Genomic DNA, 17,131 nt, shown 5'->3' on the forward strand with positions numbered 1-17,131 from the left:
GGTCGCTGCCCGCCCAGGCGGGTCAGCTCGCGGAGCGGGGTGCGGGGACGTGGGGGGCGACGCCGCGCAGGTGCGTCAGCACCACCGGGTCGATCCGCCCCGGCACCAGCCGCTCCTCCAGGTTCTCCAGCCCGGCCCAGGAGATCAACGCTGCCTCCGGCCCGTCGTCGACCACCGGATGGCCCAGCGCGCTGAGCAACGCCGCCACCTCCTCGGCGACCGCGCCGCTCAGGTCGAGCAGGGTGGCCGGGTCGGGCCGGCTGAACAGCATCGTGTGCACGGCGAGCAACCGACCCAGCTCGGCGACCGGGTCCGGGTGGTCGTCCACGCGAAGGTCGACCACCACGTCGCTGGTGCCGCCGTACCCGCCGCCGCGCTCGACCACCAGCAAACCGGCGCTCTGCCGGCCCCGCCGGTCGCCGCCGGCCTCGTCGCCGGCCCGCAGCGCGGTCACCAGCCGCTCGGCGAACGGCAGCGCCGACCCCGCCAGCCAGGCATCACCGAGTGCGTCGACGACCTCCGGGCCGGTGAGCACGTTGCCCTGCGCGGCCCAGCCGTCGCCGGTCCGCCCGCCGGCCCACGCATGGCAGGCCGGTCCGGTCCAGCTGGCGCCCGGCCCGCTGGCTCCCACGACGCCGAGCTGGCGGTGCTCCCGCTCGGGGTCGGCGGCGACCAGCCCGGCCACCACGTCGGCGGCCGTCACGCCGGTGCGCAGCAGGGTGAGGCCCTGCGGGCGGTAGGCGAGGTTGACGTGCGCCTGGGTGGCCAGTGCACCCACGTCGGCGGCGGCGGCCGGCACCAGCGCCCCGGCGGCGAGGAACTTGCTGGCGACGGCGACGCCATGCAGGCGGCCATCGGCGGAGCGGGCGACAAGCGAGAAGGTCACCCGCCGAGACTAACCGGCCGCGCCGGCAGGACATCGCCGTGCGTCATTGCCTCAGAAGGGTGGCGCGGGGGCCTCCAGTGGGGCCCCGCGCGCCCGGCGGGCGTCGGCGACCGCGACCGCGGCCAACACCAGCACCCCGACGGCGGTCGCGGCCAGACCGGGCAGGAACAGCAGCGGCACCGCCGACGCCGCCAGCACCAGGAGGGCGATCCACCGGGACGGGGAGACCCGCGCGAACACCTCGTACTCGAGGCGGGCCCGACCGGCCAGGAACAGCACCGGGCCGCCGAGCACGATGGCGAGCCATGACCCCGGGATCCGATCCAGCGGATGCTCGATGATCAGCTCGTAACCGATCGCGGTCGAGGCAAGACCGATCACCATCACCAGATGGGTGTCGGCCGCCGAGCGACCGATGTTGGCCGGGTGCCGGGCCTTCATCACGGCCTCACCCAGGATCCGCCCGGCGCGCTGCACATAGATCCGCCACAGCATGATCGAGGTGGCCAGCGCCAGCGCGAACGCCCACGCGTGCCCCGCCTCGTACTGCCCCCTGCTGTACGCGAAACCCGCCACCAGGATCGTTTCGCCCAGCGCGACGAGGAAGAACTGCTGGTACCGCTCGGCCAGGTGCTCACCGGCGATATCCCACCTCGAGATCGTCGACCGGCCCAGCCCCGGCACCGGCCAGCCGTACCGGCCGGCCAGGTATTCGATGATCAGCGCCGCCGTCCAGAGCATCACCTGCCCGTTGGTCCCCAGGAGCGCACCACCGATCCAGAACACCCCGCTGACGGCGTACACCACCGTCATGCGCACCTTCAAGCGGCGGTACGGGTGTGGTCCCAGCGCGATCGACAGGATCAGCGGCCGGGTCACCTGCGCGACCACGTACGCCACCGCGAACATCAGGGCGGTCTGGCTGAACGCCCGGGGGATCGCCACCCCCATCACCATGCTGCACACCAACGCGGTGATCACCACGGTCTGCAGTGGCACCTTGTACGGGTCGTACCGGCTGGTCGTCCACGCGGTGCCCTGCCAGACCGCCCAGAGGGCGAGCAGCAACAGCAGGGTCTTGCCGCCGCCGGTGACCGCCGCCCACCCATGCTCCCGAGCCGGTTCAACGGTCAGGTCCTCGAACGCGCGCGCGGAGATCCGGGTGAGCGCGAAGACATACACCAGGTCGAAGAAGAGTTCCAGGAAAGTGGCCCGGTTGGGAGCGGCCGCCGCAGGGACCGGCTCCAGGCGTCCCGCTGCCCTGGATCCCATGGTCAGCGGCCTGCGCCGTTGGTCCGGTCCACCTCGAAGTCGTAACACCATTCGGTGGCACGGACGGCCGGAAACCGGCGATTCTGCCCAGTACGGGGATCTTGCTCGGGCACCCTGTCAACGGGCACGATCAATCGGTGACGAATCGATGGGGCATGACGGTGCCGCTGGGCGGGATCGTGCTGACCGACCATGACGCGGTCTACGCGGCGCTCGACCGGGCGGGGTTCACCGACGTCTGGTCGTCCGAGGTCGCCGGGACGGACGCGTTCACCCCGCTGGCGCTCGCCGCGGCCTGGCAGCCCCGGCTGCGGCTCGGCACCGCGATCACGCCGGTCTTCACCCGGGGCCCCGGGCTGCTGGCGATGAGCGCGGCGGCGCTGGCGGAGGCCGCGCCGGGCCGGTTCTCGCTGGGCATCGGCGCGTCCTCACCGGTGCTCGTGCGGGACTGGAACGCGCTGCGGTTCGACGAGCCGTTCCGGCGGACGCGGGACGTTCTGCGTTTCCTGCGTGCCGCGCTGCGCGGCGAGACCGTGGACGAGGTCTACGACACGTTCACCGTGCGCCGGTTCACGCTGGAACGACCGCCGGCGGTGCCGCCGCCGATCCTGCTCGCCGCGCTGCGCCCGGGGATGCTCCGGCTGGCCGGCGCGGAGGCCGACGGGGTCATCCTCAACTGGCTCAGCGCCGACGACGTGCCACGCGCCCTCGCCGAGCTGGGTGAGCGGCGTGCCGGCTTCGAGATCGCCGCCCGGATCTTCGTCTGTCCCACCGAGGACGCCGTGTACGCCCGAGCGCTGGGCCGCCGGCTGATCACCAGCTACCTCACCGTCCCGGCGTACGCGGAGTTTCACCGTTGGCTCGGCCGCGACGAGGCCCTGGCGCCGATGTGGGAGGCCTGGGCCGCCGGTGACCGGCGCGGTGCCAGCGCGGCAGTGCCGGACGAGGTGGTCGACGCCCTGGTGCTGCACGGCTCACCGGAGCGGTGCCGCGCCCAGGTCCGCCGCTACGCCGACGCCGGTGTGGACGTGCCGGTCCTCGCACTGCTGCCCACCCCGGAGACCACCGCCGGCGGAGCCGCCGCGCTGCTCACCCTCATCGCCCAGTTGGGCACCGACCCGGCAGGAGCGTCCGAGTGAACCTCACCGACCGGATCGTGGTGGTCACCGGCGGCGCCGGCGGCATCGGGGCGGCGCTGTCGCGCCGTTTCGCCACCGAGGGTGCCGCGGCCGTGGTGGTCGCCGACCTGGACGTCGACGTGGCCCGAGCGGTGGCCGAGGGCATCGGCCCGGTCGCGCATGCCAGCGCCCTCGACGTCACCGACGAGGAGCAGGTCCGCGCGCTGGTCGCCGACACCGAGAAGCGGTACGGCCGGATCGACCTGTTCTGCGCCAACGCGGGGGTGACCACCGGCGGGGGAGTGGAGGTCGACGACGCCGGCTGGGACCGGGCGTGGCGGGTCAACGTGCTCGCCCACGTCTACTCGGCCCGTGCGGTGGTGCCCGGAATGCTCGCCCGGGGCGGTGGCCACCTGCTACACACCTGCTCGGCGGCGGGTGTGCTGACCGCGGTGGGCGACGCCGCGTACACCGCGACGAAGCACGCCTCGGTGGGGTTCGCGGAGTGGCTGGCCATCACCTACCGGGACCGGGGCATCCGGGTGAGCGCGCTCTGCCCCCAGGGCGTGGACACCCCGATGCTCGCGGACGGGATCCGCGAGGGCCACCTCGGCGCCCGGGTGATCGAGGCCTCCGGTGCGGTGCTCACCCCGGACCAGGTCGCCGACGCGACCATCGCGGGGCTGGCCGAGGAGCGCTTCCTGATCCTGCCGCACCCGGAGGTCGCCGACTACGCGCGCCGCCGCGCGGAAGACCCGGACGGCTGGCAGGCCGGGCTGCGCAAGCTCGTCCGCCGCCTGACCGCCTGACCTGGCTCGGCCTGGCCTGGTCCCGCGCGGCCTGGCCTGGGCTGGCTCGGTCAGGACCGGTCGAGTCGGACCAGGCAGCCGAAGGTCGCCGATGGCCCTAATCGGGCGGCTTCGCCAGCCGCTCCACCCGGGTCCAACCGGACCAGCCACGCTCGCGCATCAGGTTCCGCAGTCGCTCCGCGCGCGGGTCGGTTTCGACGGCGAGCGCGTCCAGAAGGTCAGGCAGATCGTCCTGCGCCTCGTCGACGAGGACGTCACCGGAACTGTAGGCCTGCTCGACCAGGGCGGCCATGATGTCGGCGGCCTCCTCCAGCAGCGCGTCCTCGCCCGCGTCGCTGTCGAAGATCTCCGACAGGACCCGATAGAGCCGCACGACCTGCGGGTCGTCGAGCTGCGCGAGTTTCGCCGGCATCCACTCGATGATGTGATCGGGCCAGCGAGCCGCGACCAGGATCCACCCGTCCCGTTCAGCCTCCACCATCCGCTTCGACGCCCCGATGGCCCGGAGTCGATCGAGGTAGGACACCACCTGCGGTGGGAGCGTCAGACTGTCCCCGGCAGTGAGCTGCGCGATCTGCTTGCGGCTGGACTCAAGCCGTTCGATCTCGTCCCGCAGGTGGCTGTCGATCCTCTGGATGGACTCGGCGAAGGTCGACGCGTCGGCTTCGAGCATCTGACCGATCTGGGACAGCGGCACGCCGGCGTTGGCGAGGGTGCGGATCTTGATGAGGGCCACGACTGCCGTTGCGCCATACCGCCGGTAGCCCGAAGCATCCCGTTCCGGCTCGGGCAGTAGCCCGACCTGGTGATAGTGCCGCACCGCTCGCACGGTGACGCCGGCGTACGCCGCCAGTTGACCGATCGTCAGCATGCTCTGATCCTGCCCCCACCTCGCCCAGACCCGGTCGACACGGCTCAGGAGATCTTGCGGCGGTAGGACAGGGTGGCGAAGAAGTAGGCGACGATGAGGATGCCGACGCACCAGGCGAGGGCGATCCAGATGCCGGTTCCGACCGCTTGCTGTGTGAGCAGGTCGCGGATCGTGTTGACGATGGAGGTCACCGGTTGGTGTTCGGCGAAGGCGCGCACCGGGCCGGGCATGGTGTCGGTGGGCACGAAGGCCGAGCTGATGAACGGCAGGAAGATGAGCGGGTAGGAGAATGCGCTCGCGCCTTCCACCGACTGTGCGGTGAGGCCAGGGATCACGGCGATCCAGGTCAGCGCCAGGGTCAACAGGATGAGGATGCCGGCGACCGCGAGCCAGGCCAGCACTCCAGCTCCCGAGCGGAAGCCCATGACGAGGGCGACGAGGACGACGACCACGAGCGAGATCACATTGGCGACCAGCGAGGTCAGGACGTGCGCCCACAGCACGCCTGATCGGGCGATTGGCATGGACTGGAATCGCTCGAAGATTCCGCCCTGCATGTCGTTGAAGAGCCGGAACGCGGTGTAGGAGATTCCCGACGCGATGGTGATGAGCAGGATGCCGGGCAGCATGTAGTTCACATACGAGACGGCTCCGGTGTCGATCGCACCGCCGAACACGTAGACGAACAGCAGCATGATGGCGATCGGTGTGATCGCGGTCGTGATGATGGTGTCCATGCTGCGGGTGACGTGGCGCATGGTCCGTCCCGTGAGGACGGCGGTGTCGGCGAAGAAGTGCGTGGCCATTGTTTGTTGTTCCCTACTTCTTGTTCGACTCGGTCATGCGGCCTTGGCTGCCCTTGGCGGCGTTGCCGTCGACGTCGTCCTCGCCGGCGTCGCCGACGACCGCGAAGAAGACGTCTTCGAGGGAGGGCTGCTTCTCGACGTATTCGACCTTGGCGGGCGGCAGCAGCTGTTTGAGCTCGGCCAGGGTGCCGTCGACGATGATCCGACCCTGGTGGAGGATCGCGATCCGGTCGGCGAGTTGTTCGGCCTCCTCCAGGTACTGGGTGGTGAGCAGCACGGTCGTGCCGCCCGCGGCGAGTTCCTTGACGGCCTGCCACACCTCGATGCGCGCCTCCGGGTCCAGCCCGGTCGTCGGCTCGTCGAGGAAGATGACCGACGGGTTCCCGATGAGACTCATCGCGATGTCCAGCCGGCGGCGCATGCCACCGGAATACGTCGCCACCCTCCGGCGGCCCGCCTCGGTCAGTGAGAAGCGGCCCAGTAGGTCGTCCGCGATCGCGCCCGGGTCCGTGAGGTGCCTCAGCCTGGCTACCAGGACGAGATTCTCCCGCCCGCTGAGGATCGCGTCGACCGCCGCGAACTGCCCGGTGAGGCTGATGGACTCGCGTACGTCGGCGGCCTGTGTAACGACATCGAAGCCGTTGACCCGGGCAGTCCCCGCGTCGGCCTTGAGCAGCGTGGACAGGATCTTCACCACCGTGGTCTTGCCCGCCCCGTTCGAGCCGAGCAGGGCGAAGATGCTGCCCCGCGCCACGTCGAGGTCCACGCCGCGCAGCACACGCAGCTCCTTGTACGACTTCTCCAGCCCCTGCACGTGGATCGCAGGCCCCTGGACCTGATTGGTTGTTGGCGAAATGCTCATGGCAGGCAGCATGGAGGGTTGACGCAGCGTCAAGGTCAAGCCTGCAGTGCGGCCTGGAGGTCTTCGGCCGACTCGACGGGCTCCGCGTCGGGCAGGTGTGTCCGGTTGGGCAGCAGGAGCGGGGTGGCGAGCAGCAGGACGCCGGAGATGGTGATCGCGGTGAGCGGGCTGGTGAGTGTGGCGAGGATGCCCCAGATCGCCATGAGCATGGCCTGGGAGAGTCTGCTGCTGACACTCCACGCGGTGAGGACCTGTGCGGCATGGTCGGCGGGAGTGCGTTGCAGGCGTTCTGTTGCGGTGATGGGGTTGAAGACGCCCATGCAGGTGATCAGCAGGCCCTCGACGATGATCACCGTGAGGAGCCCGGGGATGCCGGGTTGGGTCAACGCGAGACCGAGCGGGAAGATCGAGCGCAGCCAACCGGACACGATCATGACGCGGTGGCGACCGTAGCGGTTGACGAGGGGTGCGGAGAGGCGGGCACCCGCGAAGCCGCCGAGTGCCGGGATTCCGAAAGCGAGACCGTACTGCCAGGCGGGGAAGTGGTACTGACCGAGCAGGAGGACGGCCAGGAGCGGACTGGTGGCCATGATCAGACCGCTGACCGTCACGGAATTGAGGAACAGACGTCGGAGAACGCTGTCGTGGAGGATGAACCGCCAGCCGTTGAGAAGGTCGGTGGCGCGCACCCTGGTCGCGGGATCGCGGGGTGCCGCGACGTCGCTTCCGCGGATGCGGCGGACCCCCAGCGCGGACAGTAGGTAGCTGACGGCGTCGGCGGCGACGGTGGTGACCGGGCCGAGTAGCCCGATGAGCGCGCCGCCAATGGGCGGGCCCGCCGCGATCGCCACCCAGCTCGTGCCTTCGAATCTCCCGCTCGCGACCAGGAGATGCTCGTTCGTGACGAGGTGTTTCAGGTACGCGCCGGAGGCGGCGGTGAAGGCGATGCTCGCGGTTCCGCAGATGACCGAGACGACCAGCAGTTGGCCGTACGACAGCAGGCCGAGGAGGTACGCGATCGGAATGCTCGCCATGGCGAGGAACCGGATCAGGTCCATCGCGATCATCACCGGACGCTTGGCCCGGTGCTCGACCCACGGCCCGAACGGCACGGCGACGATCGCGGCGACGGCAAGCCCGGCGGCCCCCAGGAGCGAGACGGCGAATGCCTGCGTGTGCAGCACCTGAACCGCGATGAGCGGGAACGCCCCGAAAGCGATCCACGTGCCGTACGTGCTGACGGCGTACGCCGACCACAGCCACCCGAAACTGGGCCCCAGCCGCACGCCCACGTGACTCCCTCGCAACAACCGACGGTTTGGTGCCGGAATCAGACCAGCCACGCCAGAGTGCGATCAAACAACCGGCCGCTCGGCGAGCCACAACGATCAGTTGTGCCCGCCTACGATCGCCTCATGGATACCGAGGGGCTGCGATCGTTCGTCCGAGCTGCCGAGCTCGGCCAACTGCAACAGGCGGCCGACGAGCTGGGCGTGACGCAACAGGCGGTCTCCAAACGGATCGCCGTCCTGGAGCGTGAGCTGGAGGTCCGCCTCTTCACCCGTACCGCCCGGGGGGTCGAGCTGACGCTCGACGGTCAGGCGTTCCTCCCACACGCCCGGAGCATCGTCACGGGTGTCGAGCGTGCCGTCACCGCGGTCAGGCCGGGCTCCCGTGCCCTTCGGATCGACGTGCTCGGCCTGCGAAGCGCGCAGGCCGTTGTGCTGCACGACTACTGGCGGTCGCATCCCGGCACCAACCTCGACGTGGTCACGCTCAAGGTCAACGACCCGCGCGTGGCGGTCGCCGCCGTCGAGGCAGGCGACATCGACGCGTCGTTCCGCACCGTCACCGACCCGGCGACGCTGCCGCGCGACGTGCAGATGATCCACGCGTTCGACTCCCCGCTGGAACTCCTCGTCGGCCCGAGACATCCGCTCGCCTCAGCACGAACACTGACGCCACTCCACCTGCGCAAGCACCGGATCTGGGTGCCGGGCATCGCGCCGCGCAGCGAATGGGCGGAGTTCTACGATCAGCTCGCCGCCGACTTCGACCTCCGCATCGACGCGGCGGGCCCGCATTTCGGCGACGAGGTGCTCCTGGACACCCTCGCGGACTCCGCGGACGTGGCCACCCTCGTCGGGGCGCGTGACCGGTACATCTGGCCGACCAACCACGACCTGCGTCGCATCCCGATCGTCAACCCGACGCTCGCATACCCGATCTCCCTCATCCTCCCCGCAACGAACCCACATCCAGGACTCCGGGCGATCATCAACCACTTCGGAAACCTGGCACCCCTGCCGGAGACGACCTGGCGCCCATTCTGGGCAACGACGCCACGCCGCAACGACGGCGACAGCGCACGTTGACGACACGTGCGCCCGGTGGGGACCGGGCAGCGTGAGGACCGAAAGATGCCCGCTACGCCGGCCGGCCGGTCAGCGGCGGCGTAGCGGGCCAGGGTGGATCGACCAGAGCAGCCGTCGCCACCACGGGCGGGCGGCGCGCAGCCCCTCCACGTAGGTGGTGGCCACCGTGCCGGCGTGGTCGGCCTGGGCCGCGGTGGAGCTGCCGGGAGCGAAGGCCACCTGGTTGAGCAGAGCGGCCAGGTCGTCGACCCCGGGGACGCTCCCCCCGGCCCCGGCCCCGGCCCCGGCCCCGCCCGGCGTCTGGCCCGTGCCGCCGGGCACGAGGGCCACTCCGCCCGGTACCTCGCGGTGGTCGCCGCTGGCGGCGGCGTCCGGGTCGCCCGGCCTGCCGCCGGACCGTCTGATGCGAGCGTCGAGCAGAGCCTGACGAGCCTGGTCGGCCACCTCGGTGGCCGCCAGGTCGTCGCCAACCGGCCTCCCCGCCAGGCGCAGCGCGTCGGTGACCTCCTGCCAGGCGCCGACGATGCGCTGCGCGGGATCGTCCCGGCCCAGCCGGGCACGGGTGAGTGAGCGGCGCATCGCCAGCAGCGTGAGCAGCAGGGCTCCCACCAGCAGAAGCAGGCCACCGCTGCCACCCGCGACCAGCAACGGCGTGGACACCCCGTCGGGGGCGGGCGGCCCGTCGGGGGCGGCGACCGGCTCGGGCGAGGCCGTGGGCTCCACGGTGGGCGCCGGCGCCTCCGATGGCGGCGGGTCCTCCGGCGTCGGGCGGAAATCCTCCTCCACCGGTCTCGGCTCATCGTTCGGGCGGGGCAGCGGGTCGAACGACACCCAACCCAGCCCGTCGAAGAGCACCTCCGGCCAGGCGTACGCGTCACCGGCCAGCACCGGGCCCTGCCCGCTGGCCCGGAAGCCCACCACCACCCGGGTCGGCAGCCCGGAGAGCCGGCCGAGCACCGCGAACGCCGCCGCGAACTGCTCCGAGGTGCCCTCCTGCCCGCCGCCGCTGCGTGGCCCGAAGAGAAAGAAACCCAGATTCGGGTACGCGTGCCCGCTCGGCGCGTCCGCCGCCACCCGGTAGTGCTCGGCCAGGAACTGCTCGATCGCCGAAGCTCGCGCGAACGGGGCGCCGTTCTCCTCGGCGAGTTGCGCGGCCAACCGGCGCATCGGGTCGGGCACCCCGTCGGCGACCCGCAGCACCCGGGCCACCTCGTCGCCAGCGGGCACGTTCGCAGTGGCCAGGAGATTGTTGTCCGGGCGCTCCCGGGCCGACGTCACCATGTACCGCAGCCCCGGGGTCAGCCCCTCCGGCCGGATCAGCGTCCCCGTCGCCGGGTCGTACGCCACCCGCGCGCCGCTGACCTCCCTGGGCGTCGCCACGGCGGGCAGCAGCCGACCGGTCAGCTCCGCCACGGTGACCTTCTGCTGGACGGTCTCCACCGTGCTGTCCCGGGCCGGTGCCGTGGCCGGCAGAATCCGACCGGCGTTGCGGTACGTCGCGCCGACCCGCCAGGTCACCCCGTCGTAGTCGCTGAGCACCGCCAACCGGATCCGCACACTGTCCGTCGCCGGTCTCCCTTCGGTGGACGGCTCTGTGCCCGGTGCGGCGTCGCCGGGCGCCTGCGCATCAGGGCGCTCCGTGCTCACGTCGAGGAGCCTCTGCTCCGGGTGCAGCGCCCAGCCGGAGATCCGGATCAACGGGTTCTCGTCGAGCGTCTGCACCTGCGGCGGCTCCACGTACCGGCGCGGGTCCACCGGCCGGCCGTCGACCTGATCGGCGACGACCGGGCCGAGCAGCGCGACCAGCCCGACCACCAGAGCCACCCCGAGCGCCGCGCTGGTGGCCAGCCGGAGCCGCACCGCCGCGCGTACCCGGGGGGCCAGCTCGGCCGCCGGATCCCCGCTGGCCGGTGCCCTACCGGACGGGGCCGCCAGGCCGACCGCCGCGACCGCGACGAACGCCAGCGTCGCCCCGACCGCTGGTTCGGCGTTCGGCCCGACCGCGTAGAGGGCGGCGGTGTAGAGCCCCGCCGCCGGCAGATAGCCCAACAGCACCCGACCGGTGCGCAGCGCCACCTCCGCACCCGCCAGCCCGGCCAGCCAGGCCGCGACAACGGGCACCAGCACCGTGTCCGGTGTGGGCTCCACCGGAATCATCGCGGTGAGCAGCCGGGGGATGCCGTTGCGAGCCGCGTCGGCGGTGACCTCCAGCAGGCCGCCCGGTAGGTCGGCGCGGGTGGCGGCGAGCCGCAGCGACCAGAGTGTCCAGCCGGCCATCGCGGCGACCGACACCGGCGCCACCAGCCAGGACGGCAGACGCCGGGCTGCCACGCTCACCAGAACCGAACCGGCTGCGGCGCCGATGACCAGCCAGGCCAGCAGGTCACCCGCGTACACCCGGCCGAGCACCACCCCGGCGAGCGCGGTCAACGCGATCAGCGCCAGCGGGACGACGGCCACCCGCAGCACCCGCACGGCGAGCGTCACCACCGGCGTACCCCGTCCCACTCGGCGGCGAACTGCGCGCCGTCCGCCGCGTCGACGACCACCAGGCCGGCCGCGCCCGGCGGCGTCGGCTCAGCAGCGCCGAACACGCCGACCACCACCGACGGGTACGCGCCGCGCAGCGCCCCGACGTGCCCCAGCTCGCCCCGGCCACCCGGCCCGGTCAGGAAGATCAGCGTGTCACCGAGCCGGTCCTGCCGCAGCCGGGTGGTGGCCGCGCGCACCGCGTCACCATCGTCGGAGAGCTCGGCGGCGGCGAGCCGGTCCAGCGGCCCGAGCGCGGAGCCGACGTCCGGGTCCCCGCCGGGCGTTCCCGGCTCAGCCGGGGCATCCGGCTTCGCGGCGACCACCACCAACAGCACCGGCAGGTCCGCGTGGTGCGCGGCGGTGACGATCGACGCCGCCGCCTCACAGGCCGACTCGAACGACTCCGCGACCCCGTTCGTCCGTTGCGGGTGCGCGGCGGCGCGGTTGTCCAGCAGGACGACCAGGCGCGGCAGGCTGGTGTCCACGTTCTCCCGCACCATCAGCTCACCCACCCGGGCGCTGGTCCGCCAGTGCACCCGGCGCAGCTCGTCGCCGACCACGTACTCCCGCAGCGAGTCGAACGTGATCGACCCATGGGGGACCCCGTCCACCCGGCCGTCGAGGCTGCGCCCCGCGCCGGTGGGCACCGCCGTCAGCGGATGGATCCGGGGGTGCACCCAGACCGGCACCGCCGCACCGTACGGGCGGGCCAGCGCCACCAGCCCCAGCGGGTCGCGCCGGGTCACCCGTAGCGGCCCGACCGGCACCACCCCACGGCGATGGGTCGGCACCTCGTAGCGGACCTCGGTGTCCCGGCCGGGCCGCAGGCGCAGCACCGGCACCGGCACGGTCCGCTCCCCGCAGCGGTCCTCGGCCAGCAGGTTCGCCGACCGGAACCGGCCGGCATTGCGCACGGTCAACGTCATGCTCGCCGGCTCACCGCGCGCCACCCGGTCCGGGTCCGCGCGGCGGGTCACCGTCAGCCGGGGCCGCCAGGCCGCGACCAGCGCGGCGTAGCCGACGGCCGCGAGGGCCGCCGCGCCGAGCAGCGTCAACTCGGGGTACGCGAACCGGAAACCCGCCCCCAACAGGACGACGGCGGCGACGAGCAGCCCGACCCCACGGGCGGTGATCCCCATACCGCTGCTGCCGGTCAGCCCTGCACCGGAGCGGGCTGCCCCGACGGCAGGGGCACCGGCACCGAGGCGACGGCCTGGCGTAGCACCTCCGCGGCGGTCATCCCGCGTACCTGGGCATCTGGGGTGAGCAGCAACCGATGCGCGAACACCGCTTCGACGAGCGCCTTCAGGTCCTCCGGCATGATCCAGCCTCGTCCGTCGATCAGCGCGTACGCACACGCCGCGCGGGTCAACGCGATCACGCCCCGGGGACTGACCCCGACTCGCACCTGCGGGTGGGTGCGGGTGGCGGCGGCCAGCCGGACCGCGTACGCGTAGAGCGGCTCGGCGATGTGCACCCGGCGAGCCATCCGGACCATCTCCCCGACGGTGGCGGTGTCGGCGACCGGGGTGAGCGCCTCGGGGGAGCGCACCGTCGCGCCGCGCAGCACCTCCACCTCGACCGCCTCGTCCGGATAGCCGACGGAGAGCTTCACCAGGAAACGGTCCAACTGCGCCTCGGGCAGCCGATAGGTGCCGTCCATCTCCACCGGGTTCTGAGTGGCCACCACCAGGAACGGCGACGGCACCGAGTGCCGGACCCCGTCCACGGTGACCGTGCGTTCCTCCATCACCTCCAGCAGCGCCGACTGGGTCTTCGGCGACGCCCGGTTGATCTCGTCGGCGATGACGATGTTGGCGAAGACCGGCCCCGGATGGAACTCGAAGTCCCGGGTCGCCTGGTTGAAGATCGTCACACCGGACACGTCCGAGGGGAGCAGGTCGGGGGTGAACTGGATGCGCCGCCACTGACCCTTCACCGTGGCGGCGATGGCCCGCGCCAAAGTGGTCTTACCGACCCCGGGCACGTCCTCCAGGAGCACGTGACCCTGCGCGAAGAGCGCGGTCAGCGCCAGCCGGACCACCTGCGGCTTGCCGAGCACCACCGCGTTGACGTTCTCGGCCAGTCGGGCGGCCAGGGCGGCGAAGCCCTGGACCTCCGGCTGGGTGAGCGGCTCGTGGGTGTTCACGGTCGGTGGTGCTCCTTGCCTGGTGGTTCAGCAGGTGGGCAGGACGTTGATGGTGTCGCCGCCCTCCAGGTTGAGCCAGGCCCACGGGATGTAGTTCTTCCCGCCGAATTCGACCTGCACCCACCAGGTGCTGCGCTTCTGGTTGTTGTAGATCCAGGAGTCGACGTCCTCACCGGACTTCCTGCAGTACGCCTTCAGCCGGGTGCCGGGCTTCGCCCAGCCGGCCTGCTGGTCGTTGTCCTGCCGGGTGACCCTGAAGACCTCGTTGCCGTTGCGGCCGTCGACTTCCTTGTTGCAGTAGGTCCGCTGGTCGCCGTCCGGCCCGTTGGTGCAGGTGGCGATCCCGTACAGCGGCGGGGTGTCCTGCGCCTTCGTGGCGGTGCCCTTACCGGCGGCGTTGGTGGCCGTCACCGTGAACGTGTAATCCGTGCCCGGCGTCAGGCCCGGCACCGTGATGCTGGAACACGCCCCGGCCTTCGCCGGCTCACCCGGCGTGCTCACCGAGCAGGTGGCCTTGCCGCCGCCAGCGTCCACAGTGAACGTCACCGTCGCCGAGGTGGCGGTCGACGACGAACCGGTCACCGTGACCCGTGGTTCGGCGACCGTACGGGCGGTGGCGGTCGCCTCCGGGCCGGGCCCTGCCTCGTTGACCGCCTTCACCTTCACCGTGACGTTCTGGCCGTTGCCCAGCCCGGTGACGGTCGTGCGGGTGTCGGTCACCTCGCTGACGCGCCCACCGACGTCCACCAGGTACTTCGTCACCGGCCGACCGTTGGCCTCGGCCGGCGCCCACCGCACCGTGACCGCACCCGGCTGGTTGGCGACCGTGCCGGCGTTCAGGTCGAGCGGTCGACCGGGCGCCGCGAACGGCACCACCGTGTTGCTCACCGGAGACGCCGCCGACCCCGCGCCCTTGTCGTTGACCGCCACCACGGTGAACGCGTACTGGGTGCCGAACTCCAGCTCACCGGAGGGCACCACCAGCTCCGTCTTCTTCGACTCGCCCGCCGGCGCGTTCGTGCCCGCCGAACTGGCCGTCACCGCGTACCTCGCGATGGTGTTGCCCTGCCCGTTCGCCGCCGGCCACTTGACCAGCACCGTGCCGTCCGGCCGCTCCTGGGCGGTGACGCTCGCCGGCGGGTCGGGCACCGCGGCGGTCGGGGTCACCGGGTTGCTGTTACGCGACGGACCGTCGCCCTTGGCGTTGACGGCGTGCACCGCGAACCGGTACGTCTCGCCGTTGGTCAGCCCCTTGACCTCCACGGCACGCTGGTTGGCACCCACCTCCAGGCTCTGGCCTGCGCCCTCCACCACGTACTTGATGATCTCGGCGCCGTTGGCGGCGGCCGGCCGCCAGCTCACCCGTGCCTGAGCGTTGCCGGCGGCGGCGGTGACGCCGCGCGGCGCGCTCGGCTTGCCCACCCGGGGCTTCTTCGGCGGGGGCGGCGGCGGGGGAACCGGTGGCGGATCGCCGCCGAGCACGTCGTTGGCGTACTTGTTGACCTCGCGCACCTGGTGCTTGTCGTCCACCACCCGGGCGGTCGCCGAGTCGGGGGAGTTGATGAACAGGTGATTTTCCCGCACCTCCAGCTCCAGCGGCCCGTTCGCCCGCCCGCCGATGGTCTCGACCAGCTGACCGCCCGCGTCGAAGGAGTAGATGGTGCCGGTGGCCTCGTCGGCGCAGTAGAACCGGTCAGCCCAGGCCACCGCCGGGCTGAGCCCGTCGCCCTCGCCCGGCACGGTGAACGCCCTCTCCTCACCACCGTCACCCACCACCAGCACCCGCCGATCGGCGGGCACGGTGACCGGGATCCGCGAGCCGCTGGTGCGCGGGGGCAGTGCCGCCGGACCGGACAGCGTCAACGAAGTCGGATGGACCTCGCCGCGCTGCACCCGCACCAGCTTCCCGGCCGTCCGGTCGAGCACCGCCACACCGTCGTCCAGGGTGGAGACGACCAGCTCGTGGCTGGCGTCGGCCACGTCGTACGACTCGACCCGCTCCGGGCTGAGCCCGGCACCGGCCGGCACGGCCGAGGCCGGCGCGGACGGCAGCTTGGCGGCGGTGATCGCCGAGACGGTGCCCTCGCTGGGCACCGCGATCCAGAGCCGACCCTCGCCGTCGAAGGTGCCGCCGGTGATGCCCGGTGGGTAGCGCACCGGCTCGCCGACCGGGGTCAGCGACCGCGGGTCGAGCTGCCGCACAATGCCCTGCACGGCGTCGACGACGAACGCCGCGTCCTCGTGCAGGGCCACACTCACGCCCAGGCCAGGGGTGGTCCGGGTGGTCGCGGTGAGCTGCAGGGTCGCCAGGTCCAGTGAGCTGACCTGCCCCGTCTGCAGGTCACGCAGGATCAGCAGCCGGTCGGTCTGGGTGACCTGCATCGGGTGCCGACGGGCGCTGGGGATCTCGGTGCGGGTGTCCACCCGGGCGGTGACCCCGTTGACCCGGGCCAGCTCGCTGCGCGCCGCGCTCCACAGCCAGGAACTCGCGTCGTAGTTGGCCACCGCGTTGTCGGCCGCCCCCAGCCCGAGGACGGTCAGCCCCATGGCTGCCAGCAGCGCGGTCACCGTGCCGACGGTCACCAGCCCGCCGCGAAGCCGGGACCGGGAGCGGGGGGCGTCGGTCCGCATGGCGTCGTCGATGCTGGCCACAGCCGGCTGCCTCCCCTGAGTCGTGGCAGGTGGCGCGCCTCGCGGCGACCCCTCCCCTGAGCCGGGTGCCATCATATGGCGCTGCTGGTGACGGGGGAACCCGCACCGTCACCCCTGTGGATACCGAGCGTGTGCGTTGTGGACGCCCAGCTCAGCTCGGTTCAGCGTGGCGACGGTCGGCCCGAGGGCTCGCGGGTCGACGGGGTGGTGCGCTCGCGGGCGGTGCAGACCTGTCCCGATGTCGCAAAGCTGTCAGTGGAGTAGACCGCCAACACGGTGAAACAGTGGTCTACCCGCGAGTTCAACCCGTTCACCGTGTAGCTGGTCCTGCCCGGGTCCACGGTGGCCATCACCCCCAGAGCCTGCCCGGCCCGACCGGCGGCGACCATGAACGGCACCGCACCGCCGGACGGGTCCGTCCAGGTCAGCGTGATCGTGGTCGAGTCGTCCCGCAGCTTCAGGTCGCCCGGCGGTGGCCCGGCCGCCGTCGGTGCCGCAGCTGTCGGCGCGGTCCCGACCGACGGCGGCGGGTCGTCGCGGGTCAGCACCACCGCACCCAGGCCGGCCACCGCCACGACGGCCACCCCGGCCGCCGCCACCGCGCCGATCAGCGTCGCCCGGTTGCGCCCCGCCGACCCGCCCTCATCGGTGTACGCGGGCCGGTACGCCTCCTGCGTCGGGTGGTACTGCTGGCCCGGGTACGGCGCCTGGATCGGGCGGTGTTCCTGGATCGGGCGGTGCTCCTGGATCCGGCGGTGCTCCTGGGTCGGGTACCGGTCCTGGCTCGGGTACTGGTCCT

At 72.2% G+C, this 17,131-nt stretch carries 13 protein-coding genes; 3 read left to right on the top strand and 10 right to left on the bottom strand.

Annotated elements, in window-relative coordinates; all coding sequences use genetic code 11:
• Positions 1–22: 22 nt before the first annotated feature.
• Together ABZS37_RS00605 and ABZS37_RS00610 are read right to left on the bottom strand one after the other, a co-directional pair.
• On the bottom strand, positions 23–886 hold the full coding sequence (locus ABZS37_RS00605) for a DUF1028 domain-containing protein (protein ID WP_355164671.1): 864 nt from the start codon (positions 884–886) through the stop codon (positions 23–25).
• Positions 887–937: 51 nt separating this feature from the next.
• Positions 938–2,158 (bottom strand): low temperature requirement protein A, encoded by a 1,221-nt coding sequence (locus ABZS37_RS00610; protein ID WP_355164672.1) that lies wholly within the window; start codon positions 2,156–2,158, stop codon positions 938–940.
• A 155-nt stretch (positions 2,159–2,313) separates the two neighbouring features.
• On the opposite strand from ABZS37_RS00610, the gene ABZS37_RS00615 reads away from it, so the two are divergent.
• Both ABZS37_RS00615 and ABZS37_RS00620 read left to right on the top strand, forming a co-directional pair.
• On the top strand, positions 2,314–3,297 hold the full coding sequence (locus tag ABZS37_RS00615; protein WP_355165073.1) for an LLM class F420-dependent oxidoreductase: 984 nt from the start codon (positions 2,314–2,316) through the stop codon (positions 3,295–3,297).
• On the top strand, positions 3,294–4,085 hold the full coding sequence (locus ABZS37_RS00620; protein ID WP_355164673.1) for an SDR family oxidoreductase: 792 nt from the start codon (positions 3,294–3,296) through the stop codon (positions 4,083–4,085). Before ABZS37_RS00615 ends, ABZS37_RS00620 begins: the two co-directional genes overlap by 4 nt.
• Positions 4,086–4,182: 97 nt before the next feature.
• On the opposite strand, the gene ABZS37_RS00625 is transcribed toward ABZS37_RS00620, so the two are convergent.
• The 4 genes from ABZS37_RS00625 to ABZS37_RS00640 are packed head-to-tail and all read right to left on the bottom strand — an operon-like array spanning position 4,183 to position 7,916.
• Complete coding sequence (locus ABZS37_RS00625; protein WP_355164674.1) at positions 4,183–4,956, bottom strand: MerR family transcriptional regulator; 774 nt, start codon at positions 4,954–4,956, stop codon at positions 4,183–4,185.
• Between the two features lie 44 nt (positions 4,957–5,000).
• Positions 5,001–5,762 (bottom strand): ABC transporter permease, encoded by a 762-nt coding sequence (locus ABZS37_RS00630; protein WP_355164675.1) that lies wholly within the window; start codon positions 5,760–5,762, stop codon positions 5,001–5,003.
• Between the two features lie 13 nt (positions 5,763–5,775).
• The gene (locus ABZS37_RS00635) at positions 5,776–6,624 is read right to left on the bottom strand and encodes an ATP-binding cassette domain-containing protein (protein WP_355164676.1); all 849 of its coding nucleotides are present in this window, start codon (positions 6,622–6,624) and stop codon (positions 5,776–5,778) included.
• Positions 6,625–6,659: 35 nt separating this feature from the next.
• Positions 6,660–7,916 carry an MFS transporter gene (locus tag ABZS37_RS00640; protein ID WP_355164677.1) on the bottom strand — a complete coding sequence of 419 codons (1,257 nt, stop codon included), beginning with the start codon at positions 7,914–7,916 and terminating at the stop codon, positions 6,660–6,662.
• Between the two features lie 123 nt (positions 7,917–8,039).
• Here ABZS37_RS00640 and ABZS37_RS00645 point away from each other — a divergent pair, with 123 nt between their 5' ends.
• Positions 8,040–8,999: a LysR family transcriptional regulator gene (locus ABZS37_RS00645; protein WP_355164678.1), complete on the top strand. Its 960-nt coding sequence runs from the start codon at positions 8,040–8,042 to the stop codon at positions 8,997–8,999.
• A 69-nt stretch (positions 9,000–9,068) separates the two neighbouring features.
• On the opposite strand, the gene ABZS37_RS00650 is transcribed toward ABZS37_RS00645, so the two are convergent.
• Genes ABZS37_RS00650 through ABZS37_RS00665 form a run of 4 tightly spaced genes read right to left on the bottom strand, consistent with a single transcriptional unit; the run spans position 9,069 to position 16,311 of the window.
• On the bottom strand, positions 9,069–11,489 hold the full coding sequence (locus ABZS37_RS00650) for a transglutaminaseTgpA domain-containing protein (protein ID WP_355164679.1): 2,421 nt from the start codon (positions 11,487–11,489) through the stop codon (positions 9,069–9,071).
• Positions 11,483–12,670 (bottom strand): DUF58 domain-containing protein, encoded by a 1,188-nt coding sequence (locus ABZS37_RS00655; RefSeq protein WP_355164680.1) that lies wholly within the window; start codon positions 12,668–12,670, stop codon positions 11,483–11,485. The genes ABZS37_RS00650 and ABZS37_RS00655 overlap by 7 nt, the downstream gene beginning before the upstream one ends.
• Before the next feature lie 14 nt (positions 12,671–12,684).
• Complete coding sequence (locus tag ABZS37_RS00660) at positions 12,685–13,680, bottom strand: MoxR family ATPase (protein ID WP_355164681.1); 996 nt, start codon at positions 13,678–13,680, stop codon at positions 12,685–12,687.
• A 27-nt stretch (positions 13,681–13,707) separates the two neighbouring features.
• A complete protein-coding gene (locus ABZS37_RS00665; protein WP_355165074.1) occupies positions 13,708–16,311 on the bottom strand; it encodes a fibronectin type III domain-containing protein in 2,604 nt (867 codons plus the stop codon).
• Positions 16,312–17,131: the final 820 nt, after the last annotated feature.

Origin of the sequence: Micromonospora sp. NPDC005413 (assembly GCF_040606435.1) — a bacterium.
Lineage (GTDB): Bacteria > Actinomycetota > Actinomycetes > Mycobacteriales > Micromonosporaceae > Micromonospora.

Excerpts from the sequence above, each read along its gene's own strand:
- ABZS37_RS00610 (WP_355164672.1), bottom strand. The coding sequence starts at position 2,158 with ATGGGATCCAGGGCAGCGGGACGCCTGGAGCCGGTCCCTGCGGCGGCC.
- ABZS37_RS00615 (WP_355165073.1), top strand. The coding sequence starts at position 2,314 with ATGACGGTGCCGCTGGGCGGGATCGTGCTGACCGACCATGACGCGGTC.
- ABZS37_RS00625 (WP_355164674.1), bottom strand. The coding sequence starts at position 4,956 with ATGCTGACGATCGGTCAACTGGCGGCGTACGCCGGCGTCACCGTGCGA.
- ABZS37_RS00630 (WP_355164675.1), bottom strand. The coding sequence starts at position 5,762 with ATGGCCACGCACTTCTTCGCCGACACCGCCGTCCTCACGGGACGGACC.
- ABZS37_RS00635 (WP_355164676.1), bottom strand. The coding sequence starts at position 6,624 with ATGAGCATTTCGCCAACAACCAATCAGGTCCAGGGGCCTGCGATCCAC.
- ABZS37_RS00645 (WP_355164678.1), top strand. The coding sequence starts at position 8,040 with ATGGATACCGAGGGGCTGCGATCGTTCGTCCGAGCTGCCGAGCTCGGC.
- ABZS37_RS00655 (WP_355164680.1), bottom strand. The coding sequence starts at position 12,670 with ATGGGGATCACCGCCCGTGGGGTCGGGCTGCTCGTCGCCGCCGTCGTC.
- ABZS37_RS00665 (WP_355165074.1), bottom strand. The coding sequence starts at position 16,311 with ATGCGGACCGACGCCCCCCGCTCCCGGTCCCGGCTTCGCGGCGGGCTG.